We start from the raw sequence: 24007 nt of genomic DNA on the forward strand, positions 1-24007 counted from the left end.
AAGCATTGCGGACAGGCCGACGTTCCACGTGGAACAACCCACTCTATTTGCCGATGCAGAAGCCGCGAAACACCTCGTCCAGCACAAGCTCAGTCGTGGTGCGTCCGGTCAATTCATCCAGAGCGGCCAGCGCCTGACGAAGATTTTCTGCAACCAGGATTTCGTCAGACTCACCAGTGCAGGCATCCAAAGCATCACCCGCTCGTTTTATGACAGCTCGTTGCCGCTGTGACAGCGCATAGTCGCCGGGCCCGGGCAACATACTGCTGGCCAGCGCACACAGCTCCTCAATGAGAGAACCAATCCCCTCACCTGTCACACTCGACACGTACAGGCTCGACGCCTCGCGATCTGCGAGAGCAAGATCGGCTTTCGCTGCGACCTGCACCAACGCCCCTTGACCTGAGGGCGCGTCTTCAGACCGCCCTAGCCACAGCACGATGTCAGCCCCGGCCAAAAGAGCTTCCGCGCGTCCGATGCCGATCTGCTCGATCTCGTCACCGGCTTCGCGCAGTCCCGCCGAGTCAGATAATACGAATGCGATGCCATTGAGGGCGACTGACGCCTCGATCACATCGCGGGTCGTTCCCGCATGAGGGGAGACAATCGCAGCATCGCGTCCAACCAGCTGGTTGAACAGGGACGACTTGCCAGCATTCGGCGGACCGCCGATGGCGACGCGAATGCCATCGCGTAATCGGTCCGCCGAAGGACGCTCCAGTTCCTTACGCATCTCTGCGCTGATTTCAATCGCTGCGGCTGTGATGCGCGCGAGGTCCGCGCCCGATACGTCCCCTTCATCGGAAAAATCGAGCTGAGCCTCGATCTGTGCGGCCAGCAGTCGAAGGTCGGTCGCCCAGGATTCGATCTTGCGGGAGAACGCTCCACCCATCATCGCCATGGCAGCAAGCCGTTGCAGCGCAGTCTCTGCCGCGATCAAATCGCCTAAGCCTTCGATCCCGGCGAGATCCATCTTGCCGCTCAGAAAGGCGCGCCGGGTAAACTCGCCCGCCTCTGCCCGCCGAAAGCCAGGCATGGCAGCCAGAGCGGTTTCCAGCGCCCGCACCACCGCATGGGAGCCATGGCATTGGAATTCGGCCATGTCTTCGCCGGTCTCTGTATTGGGCCCGGGAAAGCAGATCAGCAAACCCTCATCGAGCAAGTCGCCATTCGCCGGATCGAAAAACCGCCGCAACGCCGCGTGCCGAGCCGCTGGGGCATCCCGACCTGTTATGACGCGAGCAGCCTCAAGCGCGAGAGGTCCAGAGACCCGAACGATCGCAATCGCGGCGGGCAGTTGCCCGCTGGAGAGCGCAAAAATCGTATCCCGATCCGTCATTGATCGTCAAACCACGTGAAAATCAGCCGTCATTCTTGGATTTTGCGGGAGAGCTGGCGCCCGCCGCGCCCATGCCGATATCCATGAGGCTGGAAAATAATTTCATGCCTGCATCTCCCAGCGGCGACATGCTGCGGAACATCCGCTCCATCTGCTCAAGGTTGGTCTGGCCGCTCATCGTATCGAGTACCGCCTGAATATAAAGATCATGGATCGGCTTCAGATCAGGCAGACCGAGAAACGACCGTGCCTCTTCCGGGGTGCACTCAACATCGACTTTGAACTTCATGATGGCAGGGCTCCGCGCGAGATAGGGTGGGCATGACATGCCGCATCGGGGCTCATTTCGCTAGCAAATTGCCCTCGGCCGGCGATTATCACCCCGCACTGGTCAGCCAGAAACAAGGAAACCGGCAGCGCTCCTTTGCTGAGCGCTGCCGGTTTCCTTGTTTAGCAATTTGCCTCTCGGCTTAGGCGAAGAGCTGGAGCAGCCCGATATCCTTGTCGGTGATGCCGGTGTAGATCATCGTCGCGGCCACATAGAGAATGACCAGCAAGCCGATCCAGGCAATCCAACGATAGCGCTCGATATATTTCGCGATGATATTCGCAGCGATGCCCATCAGAGCGACCGCGAAGACCAGGCCGATCATCAAAATGCCGGGGTGCTCGCGGGCTGCACCGGCCACCGCCAGCACATTGTCGAGGCTCATGGAGACGTCTGCCACCGCCACAGCCCAAGCCGCGCCGATGAAGCTCTTCGCGGGACGAAGCCCGGAATGCTCGTCACCCTCGACCTCAGGCGAGCCGGCATTGTGCCCCGCCCCCTGCACGATCTCGCGGTACATCTTCCAGGATACCCACAGGAGCAGGATGCCGCCGGCAAAAATCAGCCCGATGATCTGCATGAGCTGCGTGACCACGAGCGCAAAGGCGATGCGCAGCACCAGCGCGGCAATGATACCGATGAAGATGACCATCCGGCGCTGATGCGCCGGCAATCCCGCCGCGAGCGCGCCGATGACGATGGCATTGTCCCCGGCCAGGACGACGTCGATCAACAGAACTTTGACGAACGCGGACCAGGCGCTGATATCGCCCGAGAACAGCGTGGAGACGTCCGAGACGATATGTGACCAGATTTCAGCCATGGCAGCGCGTAACCCCTGTTGAAATGCGTTACTGGTTCATCGTGGCGAAGAAGTCTTCGTTGGTCTTGGAATCCTTCATCTTGTCGAGCAGGAATTCCATCGCGTCGATCGTACCCATCTGCATGAGAATACGACGCAGCACCCACATCTTGGAGAGCTTGTCCTTCTCGACCAGCAGCTCTTCCTTACGGGTGCCGGATTTGCCGACATCCAGCGCCGGGAAGATGCGCTTGTCCGAGACCTTGCGATCCAGGACGATTTCCGAGTTACCGGTGCCCTTGAACTCCTCGAAGATCACTTCGTCCATACGGCTACCCGTATCGATGAGTGCCGTGGCGATGATCGACAACGAGCCACCCTCCTCGATGTTCCGCGCCGCGCCGAAAAAGCGCTTCGGGCGCTGCAGGGCGTTGGCATCGACACCGCCGGTCAGCACCTTGCCGGAGCTGGGCACCACCGTGTTGTAGGCGCGGCCCAAGCGCGTGATGGAATCGAGCAGGATGACGACATCCTTCTTGTGCTCGACAAGGCGCTTGGCCTTTTCGATCACCATTTCGGCGACCTGGACGTGGCGCGTCGCGGGCTCGTCGAAAGTGGAGGAAACCACCTCGCCCTTCACGCTGCGCTGCATGTCCGTGACTTCCTCCGGCCGCTCGTCGATGAGCAGCACCAGCAGGAAGACCTCGGGATGATTGTCGGTGATCGCCTTGGCGATGTTCTGCAGCAGCACGGTCTTGCCGGTCCGCGGCGGCGCCACGATGAGCGCGCGCTGGCCCTTGCCCTGCGGCGCGATGATGTCGATGACGCGGGCCGACTTGTCCTTGATCGTAGGATCAAGCGTGTCGAGCCGCAGCTTTTCGTCGGGATAAAGCGGTGTCAGATTGTCGAAATTGACGCGGTGACGGACCACATCGGGATCGTCGAAATTGACCGAGACGAGCTTGGTCAGCGCGAAATAGCGCTCGCCATCCTTGGGTGCGCGGATCTCGCCTTCCACCGTATCACCGGTGCGCAGGCCGAATTTGCGGACCTGATTGGGCGAGACATAGATGTCGTCCGGGCCGGCCAGATAATTCGCCTCAGGGCTGCGCAGGAAGCCGAAGCCATCGGCCAGCACCTCGATAGTGCCCAGACCCATGATCTGCTCGCCATTTTCCGCCTGCTCCTTGAGGATGGCGAACATGAGGTCCTGCTTGCGCAGCGTCGAGGCACCCTCGACGCCGAGTTCCTCGGCCATGGCGACCAGCTCGGCCGGGGCTTTGCGCTTCAAATCTTTAAGATGCATGGATTGGGTCCGACGGCGGGAGTGAAAATAAAGGGAATGTGACTGTGCCGGAATGCCTGGAGAGGGCAATCAGGCGCATAGGTCAGCGCCTGTAAAGGGAACGCCCCGAATTACGCACTGGCCGATTCCAAGTCAAGCGCAGAGCGATGGCGCTCTCACCGCTCGCAACGGGCCGTTCAGAACGGACGGACGATCACCAGAATAACGATCAGGGTCACGAGCAGCGCCGGCACCTCGTTGATCATACGCAAGCGCTTTTCCGGCCAGGGGCGCAGGCCGCGAGCGAGCTTCTTGGAATAGCCGACGATCCAGCCGTGAAAGCCCGAGAGGATGATCACGAGCAGCAGCTTGGCGTGGAACCAGCCCTCGCTCCAGGCCCCGGTCTGGAAGGCCAGCAGCAGGCCCAGCACCCAGACCAGCACGATCGAGGGGTTCATGATGATGCGCTTCATCCGCGTCTCACGCTCGATCCACGCCTGATCCTCGGCCGAGCCGGGCTCGGTCTGATGATGGTAGATGAAGTAGCGCGGGATCATGAACAGGCTGGCCATCAGGAAGATGACGAAGATCACATGTGCGGCAAGAACCCATGGATAAGCAGCGCCGAGAAAGCCGATGCCGGGCAGGATGGACATGGAAACTGAACCTCTTCGTCGTGCTTCAACAACCGCGCGCGATCGCCAAGCCTTCTAGGCCAGTCGACGAGGAATTGGAACGGGGTGCGAGGCGCTGGCTTGCGTTTTCCAAGAGCCGCCGATCACCCGCGAACGCGCGCCACCAGTTGCTCGACATGGGCAATCGGCGTGTCTGGCAAGATGCCATGACCCAAGTTGAAGATGTGCGGCCGGCCGGACAGAGCCTCGAGAATGGCGTCCACCGCCCGATCCAGCGTCTCCCCGCCGGCGATCAGCGCCAGCGGATCGAGATTGCCTTGCAGCGGCAGATGGGCGGGCAATTCACGCGCCGCCCAGGCCGGATCAAGCGTCTCATCAAGACCCAGCGCGTCGACCCCGATTTCCTGCGCATAGTCGACGAGTTTGGCCCCTGCTCCCTTTGGAAAGCCAATGATCGGCGTATCGGGATGGCGCAGCTTCAAGGCTTTGACGATGCGCGCGTTGGGCGCAATCACCCACTCACGGAACTGCGCCGGGCTGAGCGAACCGGCCCAGCTATCGAAAAGCTGCACGGCATCCACGCCGGCCTTGATCTGGTCGGAGAGATAATCAACCGTGGTTCCGACAATGGCATCGATGATCGCGCCGAACTTCGCCGGCTGTTGATAGGCCATGCGGCGGGCGGCGGCGTGATCCTTGCTGCCCTGCCCGGCGACCATATAGGTCGCCACCGTCCAGGGACTGCCCGCAAAGCCCAGAAACGTCGTCTGCGGGGCCAGCGCGGCCCTCACGCGCCTGACCGTGTCAATGACAGGCGCCAGCCGCTGCGGTGCCGGTACGAGACTTGTCAGCTCGCCCTCGACCAGCGGCGGGGCAAGGCGCGGTCCTTCCCCGGCCTCAAACCAGAGATCCTGACCCAGAGCATGGGGGACCACCAGAATATCGGAAAACAGGATCGCGCCATCGAACCCGAAGCGGCGAATGGGCTGCAAGGTGACTTCGGCCGCGGACTCGCTGTCATAGCAAAGATCGAGGAAACCGCCCTTCTCGGCGCGCAAAGCCCGATATTCCGGCAGATATCGCCCGGCCTGACGCATCAGCCAGAGGGGCGGACGCGCCGGGACAGCGCCGCGCAGGACGCTCAGCAGCGGTGCCGTCACACCGGTATCGATCACGGACGAGTCATGCACAGACCAATATCCTATTTATATAAAAGAGAAGGTTGTTGGATTCTGTTGGGGAGTGGACAACGGGCATTATTCGCTCATCACCCTTTTGCCAACAGCTTGACCTCAGGCGACCCGTGAAGCCGTGACGAGTCACCGGCGTCATCCCCATGATTCACAGCCTGTGTGCAACCCATTGCGGCTGTGGATAGATGATCGGGGTCCGACAGGGTGAATGGGCATGAATTGAGGGGAAGCAGTTATCCACAGTTCTGTCCCTTGTGTTATCCCGCAATGTTCCACATGAACGGTGGATATGGACCGCCTGAACCTGCATCTGCTTTCGGATTCCACCGGCGAAACGCTGGAGCATATCGGCAAGGCAGCACTCGCCCAGTTCGAGAATGTCGAGACGATCCGCCATTTCTGGCCAATGGTGCGCTCAGAGCAGCATCTTGAGCGCATCTTGGAGGAAGTGGCGCGCAATCCCGGCATGGTGCTGTTCACCCTGGCCAACCCTACCCTGCGCCGCCGACTGGAAAATGGCTGCCGGGCCATCGGCATTCCCTATGTCGCGCCGCTCGATCCGGTGACCGATGCCATGTCCAATCTGCTGGGCCAAGAAATGCGCAATCGTCCCGGTCGCAAACATGTGCTGGACGAAGCCTATTTCGCGCGGATCGACGCCATTCAGTTCACCATCGCCCATGATGATGGGGTGGGCTGGGAGAATTGGGAGGAGGCGGATATCGTCCTTGCCGGCGTGTCCCGCACGTCGAAGACGCCAACGAGCATTTATCTCGCCAATCGCGGCTACAAGACGGCCAACATCCCGCTGGTGTTGGAATCCCCGCCCCCGCCAAGCCTGTTCAAATTGCGGCATCCGATGGTCGTCGGCCTGACTGCCGGCGCCGAGCGGCTGGTGCAGGTGCGGCGCAATCGGCTCCTCTCCCTCAATCAGGCGCCGGAAACCGCGTATGTCGATCTGGAGCGTGTGAATGGAGAGGTCGCGCATGCCCGTCGTATGTTTGCCGATCAGGGTTGGCCGGTGATCGATGTCACCCGCCGTTCCATCGAAGAAACCGCCGCAGCCATCGTCAACCTGTATCAGGAACGGCTGAAAAGCAGCAGCGGCTTGCCGGGGCTTGGGCCAGTATGAACACGCCCCTTCTGCTGCTCGCCTCGCAGAGCGAAAGCCGCCGGCGCTTGCTCGCCGACGCTGCCGTGCCATTTGAGACGGTTCCAGCCGGTGTCGACGAGGATGCGATCAAGGCCAGTCTGGTTGCCGAGGGCCTGAACGCCCGCGATCTGGCCGACGCGCTGGCGGAATGGAAATGCCGTCGACCGTCGATGCGGCACCCGGACGCGTTCGTGCTGGGCTGCGACCAGACGCTGGAGCTGGATGATGGCGGCCTGATCGACAAGGTTGAGACACGGGAAGCCGCGGCCGATCTGCTCGCGCGGATGAGCGGCCGGGCGCACAAACTCCATAGCGCGGCCGTGATCGCGCAGGCCGGGCAGGCGCAATGGCGCCAGATCGAAAGCGTCACGCTCCAGATGCGTCCGCTCAGCGCGGCCTTCATCGACCATTATCTGGATCTCGACTGGGAGCAGTGCCGCTGGTGCGTTGGCTGCTACCGGATCGAGGGACCGGGCGCCCAGCTGTTTTCGCGCGTTTCCGGCAGCCTCTTTGCCGTGCAGGGCCTGCCTCTGCTTCCTTTGCTCGACTATTTGCGCGTGCGCTCTATCTTGCCGGCATGAGTCAGGGAAAACCATATGCCGAAGTGATCGGCGACCCCATCGCGCACAGCAAGTCGCCGGTCATCCACAATTTCTGGCTGGAAGAGCTCGGTATCGATGCGGAGTATCGCAAGACCCGCGTCGCGCCGGAGGACCTGGCCGGCTATTTCCTCAGGCGCCGGGCCGATCCGGACTGGCTGGGCTGCAATATCACCATTCCGCACAAGATCGCGGCGCTGGATTATGTCGATGATCCCGGCGGGGTGCGTGATCGCATCGGCGCCATCAACACGGTGGCCTGCGAAACCGGCGGGCCGCTGATCGGCACCAACACCGACGCCGGCGGCTTTCTCCAACCGCTGCTGGCACGGGGCTGGAGCGGCACCAGCGCGATTCTCGCCGGCACCGGCGGTGCGGCGCAGGCAATCGGGTTCGCCTTGCGATCCGTGGGGGTGACCGACCTCACGATCGTGGCGCGCGATGCTGCCAAGGGACAGGCTTTGCTGGACCGGCTGGGTCTGGCCGGTCGCGTGCAGGATTTCGATGCGGCACTGCCGGCTGCCGATCTGCTGGCCAATTCCACTTCGCTGGGCATGGTCGGGCAACCGCCGTGGACGCCCGATCTGGCACCATTGCCGGACAAGGCTATGGTCTACGACATCGTCTATGCCCCGCTGGAAACACCGCTGCTGGCGCAATCGCGCAAGCGCGACCTCATCTGCATCGATGGGTTGGAGATGCTGATCGGCCAGGCCGCGCTTGCTTTTGACATCTTCTTCGATGCCCAGCCGCCGCGCGAGCTGGATGCGCAGTTGCGCGAACGCCTGCTCGTGCCTGCCTGACCGCCGCTTTTCGGGTCTGCGCGTGAGACATCGTCCATTCCGCATCGGACTGACCGGATCGATCGGCATGGGCAAGTCGACCGCGGCCGCCATGTTTCGCGCAGCGGGCGTGCCGGTGTTCGATGCCGATGCCGCAGTCCATCAATTGCAAGGGCCGGGCGGCGCCTTGCTCGGGGCGATTGAAGCGCGCTTTCCCGGCACCACCAGCGCTGCCGGCGTCGATCGCCGGATGCTTGGTGCCCGGGTGATCGGCCAGCCGGAGGAAATGCGGGCCCTGGAACGGATCGTGCATCCCGCCGTTGCCGGAGCGCGGGCAGCGTTTCTGCGCCGTCATCGCAGCCGGCCGATGGTCGTTCTCGATATCCCGCTGCTGTTCGAAACGCGGGGCGAGCGGCACGTGGACATGGTCGTCGTCGTTTCCGCCGCGCCGTCTCTCCAGCGGCGGCGCGTGCTTCGCCGGCCCGGCATGACCGCAAAGCGGTTTGAAGCCATCAAGGCCAGTCAGCTTCCCGATCACCTCAAGCGACGCCGCGCTGACCTGGTGCTGGATACAGCACAGCCCAAATGGCGGATGAGAGCACGGATTTTTCGTCTCGTTGCTTGCCTTCGCACGGCGCTGGTCCGATAATGCCTCCCCAACGAGTGAAATGCCACGATGCGTGAAATCGTCTTCGATACTGAAACCACCGGCTTCGATCCGCTCAGCGGTGACCGTCTTGTCGAAATCGGCTGTGTCGAGCTGATCAATCGCATCCCGACCGGCGAAACCTACCACGCCTATTTCAATCCCCAGCGCGATATGCCCGCCTCGGCCGAGGCGGTTCACGGGCTGTCCGCGCGCTTTCTCTCCGACAAGCCTTTGTTCGGCAGCAAGGCCGCAGAGTTGCTCGAGTTTCTCGGCGATTCCATGCTGGTCGCGCACAATGCACGGTTCGATTTCGGCTTTCTCAACGCCGAGCTGGAGCGGTGCGGCCATCCCACCGTCGACATGGGGCGGATGATCGACAGCCTGACGATTGCGCGGACTCTTCATCCCGGTGCCAAGCACAGCCTCGATGCCCTGTGCAGCCGCTACGGGATCGACCGCAGCCACCGCATCAAGCATGGCGCGTTGCTGGACGCGGAATTGCTCGCGCAGCTGTATATAGAGCTGACCGGCGGGCGTCAGATCGGCCTCACCTTGATGGCGGAAGAACAGATCACCGTCACCGTGACGACCACACAATCCATGGCCATTCCGGCTGCCCGCCCGTTCCGCCCGGCCCGTCTGTTTTCGCCGAGCCCGCAGGAACTGGCGCGCCATGCCGCGTTTCTGGAAAAGATCGATCACCCTTTGTGGCTCGATCGCCCGGCCTGAGGATTATCCTCACTAGGCGGCGCGCCACGTTCACAGACCATCAGGTCCAACAAGAAGGAGAAATCAGATGGAAATCCGCGTATCGGGTCATCAGGTCGACACCGGCGAGGCGCTTCAGGCGCATGTTGCCGAGCGGATGCAGGCGATCGCCGACAAGTATTTCTCGCGCACCATCTCCTCCAGCGTGACGTTCAGCAACGCGCCTCATGGCGCCTTTCGCTGCGACATCGTCTGCCATGTGATGGCAGGGCTGATCCTCAAGGGCGCGGGCGAGGCCCATGACGCCCATGTCTGCTTCGATCAGGCCGCAGAACGCATCGAAAAGCAGCTGCGCCGCTACATGCGGCGGCTGAAGGATCGCCACAGCCAGACGCTCGCCGCCGAAGCCCAGCGCGATGCGCCCGGCATCGACGATGCCAATTATGTTGTCTTCCAGTCCAGCGAAGCGGAAGAGGAAGTGGACGTCGACGCACCGGTGGTAATCGCGGAGATGCGCGTGGATATTCCGCGCGCCAGCGTCTCGGATGCGGTGATGATGCTCGATCTGCGCAATACCAATGCGCTCATGTTCCTTAACAGCAGCACGGCCACCTTCAACATGGTCTATCGTCGCACTGACGGGACCATCGGCTGGGTGGAGCCGCCCCGCGCCTGAATGCGCTCGAGGGCTGCGCGCGATGCGCAGCCCTCCCTCCCCTGACCCCGTCCCCGGCAACCGGTTGACCCGAATGGCCTTTGCGCCTATCAGCCGGCCAAGTTTTCTCCAAGCGGCCGTGATGGGTGGACTTCACCCCGGCGCAGAAATCCCCAGGTCGGCCGCAGGACACGGGTTGAACATGGATAATTTCAGCGACTTGCTCGCGGCGAACGCTGTTTCGTCCGCGGTGGCCCTTCCTAACAAGAAACAGCTTTTCCTGAAGCTGGGTCAGTTGGCGGCCGATGCCTATGGGCTCGATGCCGCCGAGGTTGTCGAGCGCATCACCGAGCGGGAACGCCTTGGCTCGACGGGCTTTGGTGGCGGAATCGCGATTCCCCACGCCAAGCTGGAAGGCCTTGAGAGCGTCCATGGCGCGGTGGTCCTGCTGGCCGAGCCGATCCCCTTCGATGCGATCGATGATGTGCCGGTAGATGTTGTGTTCATGCTGCTCTCCCCGCAGGATAGCGGCGCCGAGCATCTCAAGACCCTGGCCCGCGTCTCGCGCCTGCTGCGCAACGAGCGTCATCTTGCGCGCATTCGGGGCGTTGGCTCGGACGCCGCGCTCTATGCCCTGCTCGCCGGCGGCGAGTCGCGTGACGCAGCCTGACGGGACGCCGCCATCCGGCGAGGCCGCGCATTTCCGGGCGCTCGAACGGCTCTATGCCTCGGCGCCCATCAACGGATTATTCCCCTCGAGGCTGGATATCTCGGCCCCCGGCGAGGCGCGCATCGTCATCGACGTGACGCCGGACTATTTCCATGCCGCAGGCGCCACCCATGGCACGCTGTATTTCAAGATGCTGGACGATGCGGCTTTTTATGCCGCCAACAGCCTCGTCACGGATCGCTTCCTCCTCACCACCGCATTCAACCTGCTGTTCACCCGCCCGCTCAAGGCGGGGCCGATCGTAGCGGAAGGGAAATGGCTGAGCGGCAAGCGGCGCGTTTTTGTCGCCGAGGCACGCCTTGTCGATGCCGAGGGCGAGGAAGTCGGTCGCGGTACCGGCACGTTCATGCGCTCCACCATTCCGCTGGTCGGCCTGCCGGGTTATGTGCGCCCGGAAGCAGGAGACCGGTGACCGCGCGCCTGACGAGCCAGATCCTCATCGGGGTTCTGTTGCGCCGTGTCCAGGCGCAGGGGGGGCATGGCACCGTGCTTCACAAAGGGGAGCCGTTGAGCGGAACCATCGTCGTGCAGGCGGTGGATCGCGGCCGGACAATCGGGCTTTTTGAGCGTGTTACGTCCCTTGACGGGACTCTTTCGCTCACCCCCTGCGGGCCTGGGGATTTAACCCAAGACTCTGAAATATCACAATATATAGATAGAAGAACCCGGGTGGACCCCGATATCTGGTTCGTGGAACTGGATGTCGCAGACGGGGAACGGCTCGCCGCCGAGATACTGTGCACGAGTTGACAGTTCCCAGCTGAGCGGCCAAAGGCCCCACCAACTCGCGCAGGTTGCGTGTGGCCGTCATGGGGACAGGTCATCGCAAACACGCAGACGGGGGGCGGACCGGAGCGCTGAGCGTCGCACGATAGATGCGACCTGCATTCCGATCTCCGACCCACCGCACAGTACTGAGAATGAATGCCCAATCGTGTCGTGGTCGCCATCGTGGCGACCGTTGGACTTCTCTCGTCCACAATCGCTCTGGCTGCTGCTCCTGAGGGGACAGCCCGCCAAGGTTTCTCGACCATGCTCGAGGTTCCCGCCGTCGTCGCTGCAAGCCTGACGACTCCCGCAACGGTTGAACCCGATGCCGAGACGGCTCCGAACGAAGCCGCTTCTGCCGACTCTGTCGATTCGCTGGCCGAATTGGTCCAGCAGGCCAATGTCGAAGAGATTTCCGACGCTGATGCGAAATGTCTCGCCACCACCATTTATTATGAAGCGCGCAGCGAGAGCCTGACCGGCCAGCTCGCCGTCGCCAATGTCGTGCTTGAGCGGGCGCGGTCCGGGCGTTTCCCCGCCAGCCTGTGCGGCGTCGTCACGCAGCCGGGTCAGTTCAGTTTCGTTCGTCAGGGCCAGCTGCCTACGCCGACCCATGCCGGTCAGTGGCGCACGGCGCGCGCAATCGCCCAGATCGCTCTGGATGGAAGCTGGGACAACCCGGTCGAAGGCGCCCTGTTCTTCCATTCCGCGCGCGTGTCGCCGAACTGGAAGCATGATCGCCTCACGCGCATTGGCGGTCATATCTTCTACCGCTGAGCCAACCAATCAGTCACCAGCCGGGCCGGGCCAGCAGAGCGCTGGGCCGGCCCGTCTCGTTTGAGCTTGGCTTGCAGTTGTTCTTATTGTGTTCTAATCCCTCCACATGGCCTCACATCCTGAACCTGCGCCTGAACCTGTGATCGCCTGCGATCCTGCATTGACCGATGGAACGGCGCTGGCCGTCACGCGCGGGGTGCTGCGTCTCTTTGCGCGCCACGATATTTTCGGCATTTCCGAAGTGCCGCTCCCCAATGGTCGCCGGCTGGACATCATGGCCGTGGATGCCCGCGGCCAGATCATTGCCGTGGAAATCAAATGCAGCCGTGCCGACCTGCTCGGGGACGGCAAATGGCCGGACTATTTCGATTATTGCGATCGCTACTTCTGGGCCGTGCCTGCCGGCTTTGATCTCACGCTGTTCGAGTCCGAGGCGCTGTGGCCGGGCCGCACGGGACTCATCGTCGCCGATCAATATGATGCCGAGATCCTCCGCCCCGCGCCCAGCGAGCCTCTGGCGCCCGCGCGGCGCAAGGTCGAAGTGCAGCGGCTTGCACGCCGGGCGGCGCGCCGGTTGACTCAGATCACCGATCCGGACGGCCAGTTGCTGTGGAGCAACGACGCCTGAGACTGGGCGCCTGCTTCTTTGGGCCGGCGTTCCGTGTCCTCCGCGATGGACTTGGCATGGCCGGCAAAACGGCTAAGGTTGGCGCATAACAGTCTTTGGAGAAGTGCGTGAGCCAGCCCCTCTACCCTGTGCCTGCGAATTGGCGCGAGCGCGCCTATGTGACCGGTGACGATTATTCACGCCTTTATACGCAATCGATTGCAGAGCCGGACAGTTTCTGGCGCAAGGAGGCGGCGCGGCTCGACTGGAACAAGGACTTCACCCAGGTCAAGGACGCCAGCTTCCATGAAGCGGACTTCGGCATCAAATGGTTCGCCGACGGCACGCTCAACATCGCGGCCAATTGCCTCGACCGGCATTTGGCGGAGCGCGGCGATGTCCCGGCGATCCTCTGGGCAGGCGACAATCCCGATGAGAGCCGCACGATCACCTATCGCGAATTGCACGGGGAAGTTTGCCGCTTTGCAAATGTGCTGAAGGCGCAGGGCGTCCGCAAGGGCGACCGGGTCACCATCTACATGCCGATGATCCCGGAAGCGGCGATGGCGATGCTCGCCTGTGCCCGCATCGGCGCCATCCACTCGGTGGTGTTCGGTGGCTTCTCGCCCGACAGTCTCGCGGGGCGCATAACCGATTGCGATTCCTCGGTGGTGATCACGGCGGACGAGGGCGTGCGCGGGGGCAAGACCATCCCGCTTAAGGCCAATGTGGATGAAGCGCTGGACGATTGCACCTGCGTGGAGTCGGTGATCGTGGTGCGCCGAACCGGCAATGCCGTTGCGATGACAGAGGGCCGCGATCATTGGTATGACGTGCTGCGCGACAGCGTCTCGGACGATTGCCCGGCCGAGGAAATCGGTGCCGAGGATCCGCTGTTCATCCTCTACACCTCCGGTTCCACCGGCAAGCCCAAGGGCGTGCTGCACACCAGCGCAGGCTATCTGCTCTGGGCGGCGATGACGCATCATTATGTGTTCGATTACCGCCCCGGCGATATCTATTGGTGTGCTGCCGATATCGGCTGGGTCACCGGCCACAGCTATATCGTCTACGGCCCGCTCGCCAACGGCGCGACGACGGTGATGTTCGAGGGCGTGCCGCATTATCCCGATTTCAGCCGGTTCTGGCAGGTGGTCGATCAGTTCAACGTCAGCACCTTCTATGCCGCGCCGACCGCGATCCGCGCCTTGATGCGCGAGGGCGATGCCTGGGTGGAAAAGACCAGCCGCAAGAGCCTGCGCATTCTCGGTTCGGTCGGCGAGCCGATCAACCCCGAGGCGTGGGACTGGTATCACCGCGTCGTCGGCGACGGGCGCTGCCCCATCATGGACACTTGGTGGCAGACCGAAACCGGCGGCCACATGATCACCCCCCTCCCCGGCGCGATCGATCTCAAGCCCGGCAGTGCCACCAAGCCGTTCTTCGGCGTGGTGCCGCAAATCGTCGATACCGAAGGCAAGGTCCTCGAAGGCCCGTGCGAGGGCAATCTGGTGATTGCCGAGAGCTGGCCGGGCCAGATGCGCACCGTGTGGGGCGATCATGAGCGCTTCTTCCAGACCTATTTCAGCACCTATCCCGGCAAATATTTCACCGGCGATGGCTGCCGGCGCGATGAGGATGGCTATTACTGGATCACCGGCCGGGTCGATGACGTCATCAACGTCTCCGGCCACCGCATGGGCACGGCCGAGATCGAATCGGCACTGGTTGCGCATGCCAAGGTGGCCGAGGCGGCCGTGGTAGGCATGCCGCATGACATCAAGGGACAGGGCATCTACGCCTATGTCACACTGAATGTCGGCATTGAGGGCGATGACGACCTGCGCAAGGCGCTGGTGCAATGGGTGCGCCACGAGATCGGCCCGATCGCCACGCCCGATGCGATCCAGTTCGCCCCTGCCCTGCCTAAGACCCGCTCGGGCAAGATCATGCGCCGGATTCTTCGCAAGATTGCCGAGGACGCGGTGGATCAGCTTGGCGACACCTCTACGCTGGCAGACCCGGCCGTGGTGGATCATCTCGTCGCTAACCGGCAGCGCCCGGCGCGCTGAGGCACCGAGCGGCGTGGATTAATGGAATATTAGGCAAGATCCTTCACTCCCGGAGTCGACCTGTTCGGTTCCGGGGGACCTGCCTGAATGTCGAATTCCGCCCATTCCGTTGATGTGGCCATCATTGGTGCTGGCCCAGCCGGGCTGACCGCCGCCTATCTGCTGACCAAGGCGGGGCTGCGCGTGACGGTGATCGAGAAGGATTCCGCGCAGGTCGGGGGCATCAGCCGCACGGTCGAGCATGAGGGGTTCCGCTTCGATATCGGCGGGCACCGCTTCTTCTCGAAGTCGCAGGAGGTGGTCGATCTGTGGAACGAGATCCTGCCCCATGATTTCATCGAGCGGCCAAGAATGAGCCGCATCTATTATCAGGGCCGCTTCTACAGCTATCCGCTGCGCGCCTTCGAGGCGCTGCGCAATCTCGGCATCATTCGCTCGACCCTTTGCATGCTGAGCTACGCCAAGGCCAAGGTCGCGCCGATCAAGCCGGTGCGCAGCTTCGAGGACTGGGTGGTCAACCAGTTCGGACGCAAGCTCTATTCCATCTTCTTCAAGACCTACACCGAGAAGGTCTGGGGGATGCCGTGCGATACCATGTCCGCCGACTGGGCGGCGCAGCGCATCAAGGGCCTGAGCCTGGGCAAGGCGGTGTTGGATGGCCTCAAGCGCAGCCTTGGCCTCAACAAAAAGCCAAACAACGGCATGGGTGCCAAGACCCTGCTCGAGAATTTCCGCTACCCGCGCCTCGGGCCCGGGATGATGTGGGATGCGGCGCGCGACCGCGTGGTCGAAGGCGGCAATCATGTGCTGATGGGCCATGCCCTCAAGCAGATTCACCGCGATCAGGTGACAGGCCGGTGGCGCGTTACCGCGACGCGGGCGGGCGGCGATACGGTCGCGATCAGTGCTGACCATGTGATCAGCTCCGCGCCGATGCGGGAGCTGGCGAGCCGCATCCATCCGGTGCCCAAGACGCTCGGGCACGCGCTGGCGCTCAACTATCGCGATTTTCTGACGGTCGCGCTGATGATCCGCTCCGAAGACCTGTTTCCAGACAATTGGATCTACATTCACGATCCGCGCGTGAAGGTGGGTCGGGTGCAGAATTTCCGCAGCTGGTCACCCGAAATGGTGCCCGATCCCGATATCGCCTGCGTGGGCCTCGAATATTTCTGCTTCGAAGGCGACGGGCTCTGGTCATCCAGCGATGAGGAGCTGATCGCGCTGGCGACCGAGGAGATGGTACTGATGGGCCTCATCCGCGCGGATCAGGTGGTCGGCGGCGCTGTGGTGCGTCAGGAGAAAGCCTATCCCGTCTATGACGAGGCTTATGCGGCGAATGTCGCGGCCATTCGCGCCGAGCTGGAAGACAAATATCCCACGCTTCACCTGATCGGGCGGAACGGGATGCATCGCTACAACAATCAGGATCACGCGATGATGACGGCCATGCTGACCGTGCGCAACATCATCGCCGGCAAGCGGGTGTTCGATATTTGGGGCGTCAACGAGGATGCCGAATATCATGAAGCGGGCCATGAGGGCGCCCTGAGCGCGGGAGAGCGTGCGGCGCTGGAGAGCCAGCGAGCGGTGCCCGCCGGGCGCCGCATGGTGGCATGATCGGGTGATGGGCGCGTTCCTGGCCGGGCTGCTCGGCCACACCTATCTGCGTTATGGTCTTGCTAGCCTCGTCGCGCTGGCTGGCGACGTCGGGCTATTCATGGCCGGCCTGCACCTGGGCATGGCCCCTGCCGCCGCGGCGGCTTTTGGTTATATGACCGGAATCCTCATGCACTGGCTGATCTCCTCGCGTCTGGTCTTCGCGCAAGGCGTCGCTGCGAGTGGCGCGGATCGCGTTCGTCAGAAGGCGCTGTTCGTGGGGTCTGCGCTGATCGGTCTGGCGCTGACGACCGGCATCGTCGCGCTTGGCGCGATGCTCGGGGTGATGCCCCTGCTCGCCAAGGCGCTGGCGGTCGCTGTCAGTTTCCAGGCAACCTATATGCTGCGCAAGGCGATCGTTTTCGTATGACTGCCGGGGATGTTTCGGGCCAGCGCCTCGGGCACACTGAGCCCTTTTACCGCTACGTGCCGCTCATCTGGCTCTTCGCCATGGCCCTTCTCGCCATACCCAATTGGACCGAGACGAGGGCGGGTTCGCTCGGCGATCCGGACAATTACATGCGCATGGTCCAGGTCCGCGACTGGCTGAATGGCCAGGCGTGGAGTGACGTCACGCAATATCGCATGAATCTGCCGACCGGTGGGGACCTGCACTGGTCCCGGCTGGTGGACCTGCCGATCGCTTTGGTGATCGTGCTGCTTCGGCCCCTTGTCGGCCAGCCCATGGCGGAAGTCGTCGCATTGGTGGCGGTGCCTGCCCTGCTCTGTCTCGCCCTGATGCTCGTCATGGGCCGGCTGCTCCGGGATATCGCCGGGCGGGAAGTCGCATTGCTGATGCTCGCCCTGTTGCCCGCCTGCCTCATGGTCGGGCTGCAGTTTGCGCCGATGCGGGTCGATCATCATGGCTGGCAGTTGCTGATGGCCGCCTGCGCCCTGCTGGCGTGGACCCGGCCCGGCCGCTGGGCTGCGGTTGGATGTGCGCTGGCTTGTGCGGTCTGGATGCATGTATCCATTGAAGGCCTGCCTTATGCGGCGCTGTTCGCCGGCCTCTATGCGCTGGCGTTTGTGCGCACCGGCGACCGGCGCATCCATCTGTTCATGGCGGCGCTGATCGGCGCGAGCCTGTTGCTGATTCTCGGCACCCGCGGCGCTGGCCTGATTGTGGAGAGCCATTGCGACGCGATCTCCGCGCCCTACATCGCCGCGCTGTTCATTGCGGGCGCAATGCTCTTCCTGGTCGACCGCCTGCTTCGTCCCGCCAATCCAGCGATGCGCCTCGTCCCGCTCATTGTCGCCGGAGCCAGCGCCGCCGCTGCGGTCGCGCTGATCGCGCCCGCCTGTCTGGCGGGGCCATTTGCCGGGCTGGATCCTCTGGTGCGCGATTACTGGTATTATAGCGTCCGCGAGGGCCTGCCCTTTTGGCGACAGGGCGGCGCGTTCGCGACCTTGATGATTCTGGCCCCTCTCCCCGGTGTCATCGCTGCCGTGTGGAGGGCCTGGGCTTGTCGCCGGTCATCCGATGCGATGACGTGGCTGGGTTTGGCGCTGGCTGTCACATTCGCCTGGCTGCTCGGCATGGCCGTGATGCGGGCGACAGCGGTGGCAGAGCTCTATGCCCTGCCCGGCATGGCCGCCGCCATTATGCTGCTCGCCGGCCAGCGCCATCGTTTTCGGCCGCGAATCGGCTGGAGCCTCACGATGGCGGGCACCCTCCTCCTCTCGACGGCACTCCCGGCCTATGGGCTCGGCCAGATGCTGTTCCCGCCCGATAAAGGCAGCACCGACGCGCGGACGGATGGCGACTGCCCGACCGCCATCGCCAGCCCGATGTTCAAGTCTCTGGGGTCCGGCCAGATCTTCGCGCCGATCGATATGGGACCGCTGATTCTCTATCGCACCAATCTCTCGATCATCGCAGCGGGCTATCATCGGAACAGTGCCGCGATGGCGACGGTCATTCGCGCCTTCACAGCTAAGCCCGACAACGCGCGCGCGATCGTTCTGGCGACACCCGCGCAATATCTGCTGCTGTGCCCGACCGCGCCGGAGGCGCGCAATTATCTCAAGGCCGCGCCTCACGGCCTTGCTGCCAGTCTGACGGATGGACAGGTGCCGCCTTGGCTGGTCCCCGATGACCGCCTGCAGCAGCCGGGGTCGCATTTGTACCGCATTTTGCGCTGACGTCACGCCTTCCGGCGCATCCGTGCCCGGCCTGTCCCTCCCGACTTGCATCGCAGGGCGACCCCTGCTAACCGCCCCCCCGTGTCAAGGGGGGTGCAGCCGTACCTCCCCTTTTCTGGCGCGATTCAATTCGGACAAGAGGCAAGGCGCGCGTGGAGCATTCCAGCGGTATTCAGGCTAGCTTGGCGGGGCGTTATGCGCTCGCGCTTTTTGAGCTGGCGCGGGACAAGGGGGCGCTCGATTCGGTGGCGGCAAGCCTTGAGACTCTCAAGGCCGCGCTGGCCGAATCGAACGATCTCAAAGCATTGACGCAGAGCCCGCTGGTCGGCCGCGACAATGCTGCCAAGGCAATCAAGGCCGTAGCGCAGAGCCTCGGGCTCGATTCGCTGACGGAGCGGACGCTGGGCGTACTGGCGCAGAATCGCCGCCTCTCGCAGATTCCTGCCGTGATTCGGGCATTCTCCACGCTGCTCTCCGCCCATCGCGGCGAGACGCGCGCGGAAGTGACCTCCGCCTTCCCGCTGACCCAGGACCAGCAGAATGCGCTGGCCAAGCAGCTCAAGGCGCGCACGGGCCGCGACATGGCTCTTGATCTTACCGTCGATCCCGAAATCATGGGTGGCCTCGTCGTCAAGATGGGCAGCCAGATGATCGACAGCTCGCTCCGTACCCGACTGAACAAGCTCGCCCAGGCGATGCGCGGCTAACGCGCCAAAGAATCCGATGAAAGGCTGAACATGGATATCAACGCCGCAGAAATCTCCAAGGTCATCAAGGACCAGATCGCCAACTTCGGCGCCGAAGCGGAAGTCAGCGAAGTCGGCACCGTGCTCAGCGTCGGTGACGGCATCGCGCGCATCCACGGCCTCGACAAGGTTCAGGCCGGTGAGATGGTCGAGTTCTCCAACGGCGTGCAGGGCATGGCCCTCAACCTGGAAGCCGACAATGTCGGCGTCGTGATCTTCGGCTCGGACGCCGAGATCAAGGAAGGTGACGTCGTCAAGCGGACCGGCACCATCGTGGACGTTCCGGTCGGCAAGGGTCTGCTCGGCCGCGTGGTCGACGGCCTCGGCAACCCCATTGACGGCAAGGGCCCGATCCAGTCGGACCTGCGTTCGCGCGTCGAGGTGAAGGCGCCGGGCATCATTCCCCGCAAGTCGGTGCATGAGCCGGTGCAGACCGGCCTCAAGGCCATTGACGCGCTGGTGCCGATCGGCCGTGGTCAGCGCGAGCTGATCATCGGTGACCGCCAGACCGGCAAGACCGCTGTCGCGATCGATACCTTCATCAACCAGAAGGGCCCGAACGCCGGCACCGACGAGAGCAAGAAGCTCTACTGCATCTACGTCGCCGTCGGCCAGAAGCGCTCGACCGTTGCGCAGATCGTCCGTCAGCTCGAAGAGAATGGCGCGATGGAATATTCCATCGTCATCGCCGCCACCGCGTCCGAGCCGGCGCCGCTGCAGTTCCTGGCGCCCTATACCGGCGCCGCGATGGGCGAGTATTTCCGCGACAATGGCATGCACGCCGTGATCGTGTTCGACGACCTTTCCAAGCAGGCCGTCGCCTATCGCCAGATGTCGCTGCTGCTGCGTCGTCCGCCGGGCCGCGAAGCCTATCCGGGCGACGTGTTCTATCTGCACAGCCGTCTGCTCGAGCGTGCCGCCAAGATGAACGACGCCAATGGCGCCGGTTCGCTCACCGCGCTGCCGATCATCGAGACGCAGGCCGGCGACGTGTCCGCCTACATTCCGACCAACGTGATCTCGATCACCGACGGTCAGATCTTCCTCGAAACGAACCTGTTCTATCAGGGCATCCGTCCTGCCATTAACGTGGGTCTCTCGGTGTCTCGCGTGGGTTCGGCGGCGCAGACCAAGGCGATGAAGAAGGTGTCCGGCTCGATCAAGCTGGAGCTGGCCCAGTATCGCGAAATGGCAGCGTTCGCCCAGTTCGGCTCGGACCTCGACGCCTCGACGCAGAAGCTGCTGAACCGCGGTGCGCGCCTGACGGAGCTGCTCAAGCAGCCGCAGTTCTCGCCCCTGCCTTTCGAGGAGCAGACCGTGTCGATCTTCGCCGGCACCAATGGCTATCTCGATGGCATCGCGACCAGCGACGTCACCCGCTACGAAGCAGCGATGCTGGCCCATATGCGCGCCCACCATGCCGATATCCTGACCGCGATTCGCGACAGCCGTGACCTCGGCGACGATGTGAAGGCCAAGGTCAAGGACGTGCTGGACGCGTTCGGCAAGACGTTCGCCTGAGATGGTTCGCATCCCCATCGGCCTAACCGGTGGGGACCTGATGCCGGCATGACCGGCACGACGATGAAAAGGTAGGTTGAGCCAGTGGCTTCGCTCAAGGAACTCAAGGGTCGGATCGCCTCGGTCAAGTCGACCCAGAAGATCACCAAGGCCAAGCAGATGGTCGCTGCGGCCAAGCTGCGCAAGGCGCAGGCGGCGGCCGAAGCCGGGCGCCCCTATGCCCAGCGGCTCGAGAAGGTCGTTGCCAGTCTTGCCGGCAAGGTGACCGGCGACAGCGCACCGCGTCTGCTTGCTGGCACGGGCAAGGACGACGTGCATCTGCTCGTTGTGGCCAATGGCGACAAGGGTCTGGCGGGTGCCTTCAACGCCAACATCGTCAAGGCGGCTGTCGCCAAGGCGCGCGTGCTGATCGCGCAGGGCAAGACGGTGAAGTTCTACCTCATCGGCCGCAAGGGTCGCGCGGTAATCGCGCGCACCTTCCCCGGCCTCATCGCCGGTCAGTTCGATACGACGGACGTGCGCACGCCCGGTTTCGACGAGGCGCAGGCCGTCGCGCAGGACATCTCCGAACGCTTTTTTGCCGGTGAGTTCGACGTGGCCCATCTCTTCTATGCCGCGTTCCGCTCGCCGCTGGTGCAGACGCCGACCGAGCAGCAGATCATCCCGGTCGCTGTGCCGGCGGATGCGCCCGCCTCTTCGGGCGCCGCTGTCGAATATGAGCCGGACGAGGAAGCGATCCTCGCGGATCTTCTTCCGCGCAACATCACCATCCAGATCTTCAAGGCGTTGCTGGAGAACATGGCCAGCGAGCAGGGCGCATCGATGACCGCGATGGACAATGCGACGCGCAACGCTGGCGATCTCATCAATCGTCTGACGATCGAGTACAACCGCAGCCGTCAGGCCGCGATCACCACCGAGCTGGTGGAAATCATTTCGGGCGCAGAAGCGCTTTAACGGACAAGCAGGCAAGGAAGCAGAGACATGGCAGCCACCAACAATGTCGGCAAGATCAGCCAGGTGATCGGCGCCGTCGTCGACGTGATCTTCGAGGATCGGCTCCCGGCGATTCTCTCGGCGCTCGAGACGGACAATAACGGCCAGCGGCTGGTGCTCGAAGTGGCGCAGCATCTGGGCGAGAACACCGTGCGCACGATTGCCATGGACGCCACCGACGGTTTGACCCGCGGTCAGGACGTGGTCGACACCGGCGCGCAGATCTCGGTGCCGGTCGGCCCGATGACGCTCGGTCGCATTCTCAACGTGATTGGCGAGCCGATCGACGAGCGTGGCCCGGTGAATGCCGCGACCACCGCGCCGATCCACGCCAAGGCACCGGAGTTCGTCGACCAGTCGACCGAGACCAGCATTCTGGCGACGGGCATCAAGGTCATCGATCTGCTCGCACCTTATGCCAAGGGCGGCAAGATCGGCCTGTTCGGCGGCGCCGGGGTGGGCAAGACTGTGCTCATCCAGGAGCTGATCAACAACATCGCCAAGGGCCATGGCGGCACCTCGGTGTTCGCCGGCGTCGGCGAGCGCACGCGCGAAGGCAACGATCTCTATCACGAGTTCCTCGATGCCGGCGTTATCGCCAAGGATGCCGACGGCAACCCGACGCCGGAAGGCTCCAAGGTGGCGCTGGTGTTCGGCCAGATGAACGAGCCCCCGGGCGCCCGCGCGCGCGTCGCGCTCTCGGGCCTGACGATCGCCGAGTATTTCCGCGACCAGGAAGGGCAGGACGTGCTCTTCTTCGTCGACAACATCTTCCGCTTCACGCAGGCCGGCTCGGAAGTGTCTGCTCTGCTCGGCCGTATTCCTTCGGCCGTGGGCTATCAGCCGACGCTCGCGACCGACATGGGCGCGCTGCAGGAGCGCATCACCTCGACCAACAAGGGTTCGATCACCTCGGTGCAGGCCATTTACGTGCCGGCAGACGACTTGACCGACCCTGCGCCGGCCACCAGCTTCGCGCACCTTGACGCCACGACTGTGCTCAACCGCGCGATCTCGGAGCTGGGCATCTACCCGGCCGTCGACCCGCTCGACTCGACCAGCCGCGTGCTGACCGCCGCTGTCGTGGGCCAGGAGCATTACGACACGGCCCGCCGCGTTCAGGAGACGCTGCAGAAGTACAAGTCGCTGCAGGACATCATCGCGATCCTGGGCATGGACGAGTTGTCGGAAGAGGATAAGCTCACCGTCGCCCGTGCGCGCAAGATCCAGCGCTTCCTCTCGCAGCCGTTCCACGTCGCCGAGGTGTTCACTGGCATTCCGGGCAAGTTCGTCCAGATCGAAGACACGGTGAAGAGCTTCAAGGCCGTGGTCGACGGTGAGTATGACCATCTGCCCGAGGCAGCCTTCTACATGGTCGGCGGCATCGACGAAGCCATCGAGAAGGGCAAGAAGCTGGCGGCGGAAGCAGCCTGATCTGACGGCTTGAAGCGCCTTTCGCCAATGGCGGGAGGCGCTGGCGCTCCCTCGCGAGGCGCAATCGAAACAGGGTCGGCGCCGGGTATGTTCAGCCGGCGGGACCATTCCACCCTTTACCCCTCCGATGTGAGGGGGGAGAGAAGACCATGGCACTGCACTTCGAACTCGTGACCCCTGAGAAGCTCGTCCTCTCGCAGGACGTCCACATGGTCGTCGTGCCCGGCACCGAGGGCGAATTCGGCGTGCTGGAAGGCCACGCGCCCTTCATGTCCACCGTCAAGGACGGCGCCCTCAAGGTCTACGACCGCGACGGCGCTGAGCCACGCGTGATCATGGTCGAAGGGGGCTTTGCGGAAGTGAGCGAAGCTGGCCTGACGGTGCTTGCTGAGAAGGCTGGTTGAGCGAGGATCGCCTGACTTGTGGC

General features: G+C 63.3%; 26 protein-coding genes. 20 read left to right on the forward strand and 6 right to left on the reverse strand.

Annotation, left to right across the window (positions count from 1 at the left end):
• Positions 1 to 43: 43 nt before the first annotated feature.
• From mnmE to hemE, 6 genes are all read right to left on the reverse strand, one after another.
• Positions 44 to 1339: a tRNA uridine-5-carboxymethylaminomethyl(34) synthesis GTPase MnmE gene (gene mnmE / locus M2336_RS03615; RefSeq protein WP_264592561.1), complete on the reverse strand. Its 1296-nt coding sequence runs from the start codon at positions 1337 to 1339 to the stop codon at positions 44 to 46.
• A gap of 22 nt (positions 1340 to 1361) precedes the next feature.
• Positions 1362 to 1628, reverse strand: coding sequence for a DUF6489 family protein (locus tag M2336_RS03620; RefSeq protein WP_264574004.1), 267 nt, complete (start codon positions 1626 to 1628; stop codon positions 1362 to 1364).
• Between the two features lie 181 nt (positions 1629 to 1809).
• Positions 1810 to 2490 (reverse strand): YjbE family putative metal transport protein, encoded by a 681-nt coding sequence (locus M2336_RS03625; RefSeq protein ID WP_181561075.1) that lies wholly within the window; start codon positions 2488 to 2490, stop codon positions 1810 to 1812.
• A gap of 28 nt (positions 2491 to 2518) precedes the next feature.
• Positions 2519 to 3775 carry a transcription termination factor Rho gene (gene rho / locus M2336_RS03630; protein ID WP_181561074.1) on the reverse strand — a complete coding sequence of 419 codons (1257 nt, stop codon included), beginning with the start codon at positions 3773 to 3775 and terminating at the stop codon, positions 2519 to 2521.
• A gap of 176 nt (positions 3776 to 3951) precedes the next feature.
• Entirely contained in the window at positions 3952 to 4392 is a 441-nt protein-coding gene (locus M2336_RS03635; protein WP_264574951.1) for a CopD family protein, read from the reverse strand.
• A 140-nt stretch (positions 4393 to 4532) separates the two neighbouring features.
• Positions 4533 to 5564 (reverse strand): uroporphyrinogen decarboxylase, encoded by a 1032-nt coding sequence (gene hemE / locus M2336_RS03640; protein WP_264574952.1) that lies wholly within the window; start codon positions 5562 to 5564, stop codon positions 4533 to 4535.
• Between the two features lie 307 nt (positions 5565 to 5871).
• On the opposite strand from hemE, the gene M2336_RS03645 reads away from it, so the two are divergent.
• From M2336_RS03645 to M2336_RS03740, 20 genes are all read left to right on the forward strand, one after another.
• On the forward strand, positions 5872 to 6714 hold the full coding sequence (locus M2336_RS03645; RefSeq protein WP_181561073.1) for a pyruvate, water dikinase regulatory protein: 843 nt from the start codon (positions 5872 to 5874) through the stop codon (positions 6712 to 6714).
• Positions 6711 to 7316: a Maf family protein gene (locus M2336_RS03650; RefSeq protein ID WP_264574005.1), complete on the forward strand. Its 606-nt coding sequence runs from the start codon at positions 6711 to 6713 to the stop codon at positions 7314 to 7316. Before M2336_RS03645 ends, M2336_RS03650 begins: the two co-directional genes overlap by 4 nt.
• On the forward strand, positions 7313 to 8137 hold the full coding sequence (locus M2336_RS03655) for a shikimate dehydrogenase family protein (RefSeq protein ID WP_264574006.1): 825 nt from the start codon (positions 7313 to 7315) through the stop codon (positions 8135 to 8137). Before M2336_RS03650 ends, M2336_RS03655 begins: the two co-directional genes overlap by 4 nt.
• A 22-nt stretch (positions 8138 to 8159) precedes the next feature.
• Positions 8160 to 8765, forward strand: a complete 606-nt coding sequence (gene coaE, locus M2336_RS03660) for a dephospho-CoA kinase (protein WP_264574007.1) — start codon at positions 8160 to 8162, stop codon at positions 8763 to 8765.
• 27 nt (positions 8766 to 8792) lie between these two features.
• Entirely contained in the window at positions 8793 to 9494 is a 702-nt protein-coding gene (dnaQ, locus tag M2336_RS03665; protein ID WP_264574008.1) for a DNA polymerase III subunit epsilon, read from the forward strand.
• Between the two features lie 67 nt (positions 9495 to 9561).
• The gene (gene hpf / locus M2336_RS03670; RefSeq protein WP_264574009.1) at positions 9562 to 10149 is read left to right on the forward strand and encodes a ribosome hibernation-promoting factor, HPF/YfiA family; all 588 of its coding nucleotides are present in this window, start codon (positions 9562 to 9564) and stop codon (positions 10147 to 10149) included.
• Between the two features lie 181 nt (positions 10150 to 10330).
• Complete coding sequence (locus tag M2336_RS03675) at positions 10331 to 10798, forward strand: PTS sugar transporter subunit IIA (protein WP_181561068.1); 468 nt, start codon at positions 10331 to 10333, stop codon at positions 10796 to 10798.
• Positions 10758 to 11270, forward strand: coding sequence for a PaaI family thioesterase (locus M2336_RS03680; protein ID WP_264574011.1), 513 nt, complete (start codon positions 10758 to 10760; stop codon positions 11268 to 11270). The genes M2336_RS03675 and M2336_RS03680 overlap by 41 nt, the downstream gene beginning before the upstream one ends.
• The gene (locus M2336_RS03685) at positions 11267 to 11608 is read left to right on the forward strand and encodes a DUF1491 family protein (protein ID WP_264574012.1); all 342 of its coding nucleotides are present in this window, start codon (positions 11267 to 11269) and stop codon (positions 11606 to 11608) included. The genes M2336_RS03680 and M2336_RS03685 overlap by 4 nt, the downstream gene beginning before the upstream one ends.
• 174 nt (positions 11609 to 11782) lie before the next feature.
• Positions 11783 to 12403, forward strand: a complete 621-nt coding sequence (locus M2336_RS03690) for a cell wall hydrolase (protein ID WP_264574013.1) — start codon at positions 11783 to 11785, stop codon at positions 12401 to 12403.
• A 106-nt stretch (positions 12404 to 12509) separates the two neighbouring features.
• Positions 12510 to 13031 (forward strand): MmcB family DNA repair protein, encoded by a 522-nt coding sequence (locus M2336_RS03695; RefSeq protein WP_181561064.1) that lies wholly within the window; start codon positions 12510 to 12512, stop codon positions 13029 to 13031.
• 107 nt (positions 13032 to 13138) lie between these two features.
• Positions 13139 to 15082, forward strand: a complete 1944-nt coding sequence (acs, locus tag M2336_RS03700) for an acetate--CoA ligase (RefSeq protein WP_264574014.1) — start codon at positions 13139 to 13141, stop codon at positions 15080 to 15082.
• An 87-nt stretch (positions 15083 to 15169) separates the two neighbouring features.
• Complete coding sequence (locus M2336_RS03705; protein ID WP_264574015.1) at positions 15170 to 16702, forward strand: NAD(P)/FAD-dependent oxidoreductase; 1533 nt, start codon at positions 15170 to 15172, stop codon at positions 16700 to 16702.
• Between the two features lie 7 nt (positions 16703 to 16709).
• Positions 16710 to 17111, forward strand: coding sequence for a GtrA family protein (locus tag M2336_RS03710; RefSeq protein WP_264574016.1), 402 nt, complete (start codon positions 16710 to 16712; stop codon positions 17109 to 17111).
• The gene (locus tag M2336_RS03715; RefSeq protein ID WP_264574017.1) at positions 17108 to 18883 is read left to right on the forward strand and encodes a hypothetical protein; all 1776 of its coding nucleotides are present in this window, start codon (positions 17108 to 17110) and stop codon (positions 18881 to 18883) included. Before M2336_RS03710 ends, M2336_RS03715 begins: the two co-directional genes overlap by 4 nt.
• A gap of 152 nt (positions 18884 to 19035) precedes the next feature.
• Positions 19036 to 19590: a F0F1 ATP synthase subunit delta gene (locus M2336_RS03720; protein ID WP_264574018.1), complete on the forward strand. Its 555-nt coding sequence runs from the start codon at positions 19036 to 19038 to the stop codon at positions 19588 to 19590.
• A gap of 30 nt (positions 19591 to 19620) precedes the next feature.
• Positions 19621 to 21150, forward strand: a complete 1530-nt coding sequence (gene atpA, locus M2336_RS03725) for a F0F1 ATP synthase subunit alpha (protein ID WP_264574019.1) — start codon at positions 19621 to 19623, stop codon at positions 21148 to 21150.
• 84 nt (positions 21151 to 21234) lie between these two features.
• Positions 21235 to 22107, forward strand: coding sequence for a F0F1 ATP synthase subunit gamma (locus M2336_RS03730; RefSeq protein WP_181561057.1), 873 nt, complete (start codon positions 21235 to 21237; stop codon positions 22105 to 22107).
• Between the two features lie 27 nt (positions 22108 to 22134).
• Positions 22135 to 23580, forward strand: a complete 1446-nt coding sequence (gene atpD / locus M2336_RS03735) for a F0F1 ATP synthase subunit beta (protein ID WP_181561056.1) — start codon at positions 22135 to 22137, stop codon at positions 23578 to 23580.
• Between the two features lie 149 nt (positions 23581 to 23729).
• On the forward strand, positions 23730 to 23984 hold the full coding sequence (locus tag M2336_RS03740) for an ATP synthase F1 subunit epsilon (RefSeq protein ID WP_181561055.1): 255 nt from the start codon (positions 23730 to 23732) through the stop codon (positions 23982 to 23984).
• Positions 23985 to 24007: the final 23 nt, after the last annotated feature.

Origin of the sequence: Sphingobium sp. B1D7B, from assembly GCF_025961965.1 — a bacterium.
Classification (GTDB): Bacteria; Pseudomonadota; Alphaproteobacteria; order Sphingomonadales; family Sphingomonadaceae; genus Sphingobium.

Excerpts from the sequence above, each read along its gene's own strand:
- M2336_RS03645 (WP_181561073.1), top strand. The coding sequence starts at position 5,872 with ATGGACCGCCTGAACCTGCATCTGCTTTCGGATTCCACCGGCGAAACG.
- atpD (WP_181561056.1), top strand. The coding sequence starts at position 22,135 with ATGGCAGCCACCAACAATGTCGGCAAGATCAGCCAGGTGATCGGCGCC.
- M2336_RS03695 (WP_181561064.1), top strand. The coding sequence starts at position 12,510 with ATGGCCTCACATCCTGAACCTGCGCCTGAACCTGTGATCGCCTGCGAT.
- M2336_RS03620 (WP_264574004.1), bottom strand. The coding sequence starts at position 1,628 with ATGAAGTTCAAAGTCGATGTTGAGTGCACCCCGGAAGAGGCACGGTCG.
- M2336_RS03715 (WP_264574017.1), top strand. The coding sequence starts at position 17,108 with ATGACTGCCGGGGATGTTTCGGGCCAGCGCCTCGGGCACACTGAGCCC.
- M2336_RS03650 (WP_264574005.1), top strand. The coding sequence starts at position 6,711 with ATGAACACGCCCCTTCTGCTGCTCGCCTCGCAGAGCGAAAGCCGCCGG.
- M2336_RS03710 (WP_264574016.1), top strand. The coding sequence starts at position 16,710 with ATGGGCGCGTTCCTGGCCGGGCTGCTCGGCCACACCTATCTGCGTTAT.
- M2336_RS03690 (WP_264574013.1), top strand. The coding sequence starts at position 11,783 with ATGCCCAATCGTGTCGTGGTCGCCATCGTGGCGACCGTTGGACTTCTC.
- dnaQ (WP_264574008.1), top strand. The coding sequence starts at position 8,793 with ATGCGTGAAATCGTCTTCGATACTGAAACCACCGGCTTCGATCCGCTC.
- atpA (WP_264574019.1), top strand. The coding sequence starts at position 19,621 with ATGGATATCAACGCCGCAGAAATCTCCAAGGTCATCAAGGACCAGATC.
- rho (WP_181561074.1), bottom strand. The coding sequence starts at position 3,775 with ATGCATCTTAAAGATTTGAAGCGCAAAGCCCCGGCCGAGCTGGTCGCC.
- M2336_RS03740 (WP_181561055.1), top strand. The coding sequence starts at position 23,730 with ATGGCACTGCACTTCGAACTCGTGACCCCTGAGAAGCTCGTCCTCTCG.
- M2336_RS03675 (WP_181561068.1), top strand. The coding sequence starts at position 10,331 with ATGGATAATTTCAGCGACTTGCTCGCGGCGAACGCTGTTTCGTCCGCG.
- M2336_RS03655 (WP_264574006.1), top strand. The coding sequence starts at position 7,313 with ATGAGTCAGGGAAAACCATATGCCGAAGTGATCGGCGACCCCATCGCG.
- hpf (WP_264574009.1), top strand. The coding sequence starts at position 9,562 with ATGGAAATCCGCGTATCGGGTCATCAGGTCGACACCGGCGAGGCGCTT.
- M2336_RS03705 (WP_264574015.1), top strand. The coding sequence starts at position 15,170 with ATGTCGAATTCCGCCCATTCCGTTGATGTGGCCATCATTGGTGCTGGC.
- M2336_RS03680 (WP_264574011.1), top strand. The coding sequence starts at position 10,758 with ATGCCCTGCTCGCCGGCGGCGAGTCGCGTGACGCAGCCTGACGGGACG.
- mnmE (WP_264592561.1), bottom strand. The coding sequence starts at position 1,339 with ATGACGGATCGGGATACGATTTTTGCGCTCTCCAGCGGGCAACTGCCC.
- M2336_RS03625 (WP_181561075.1), bottom strand. The coding sequence starts at position 2,490 with ATGGCTGAAATCTGGTCACATATCGTCTCGGACGTCTCCACGCTGTTC.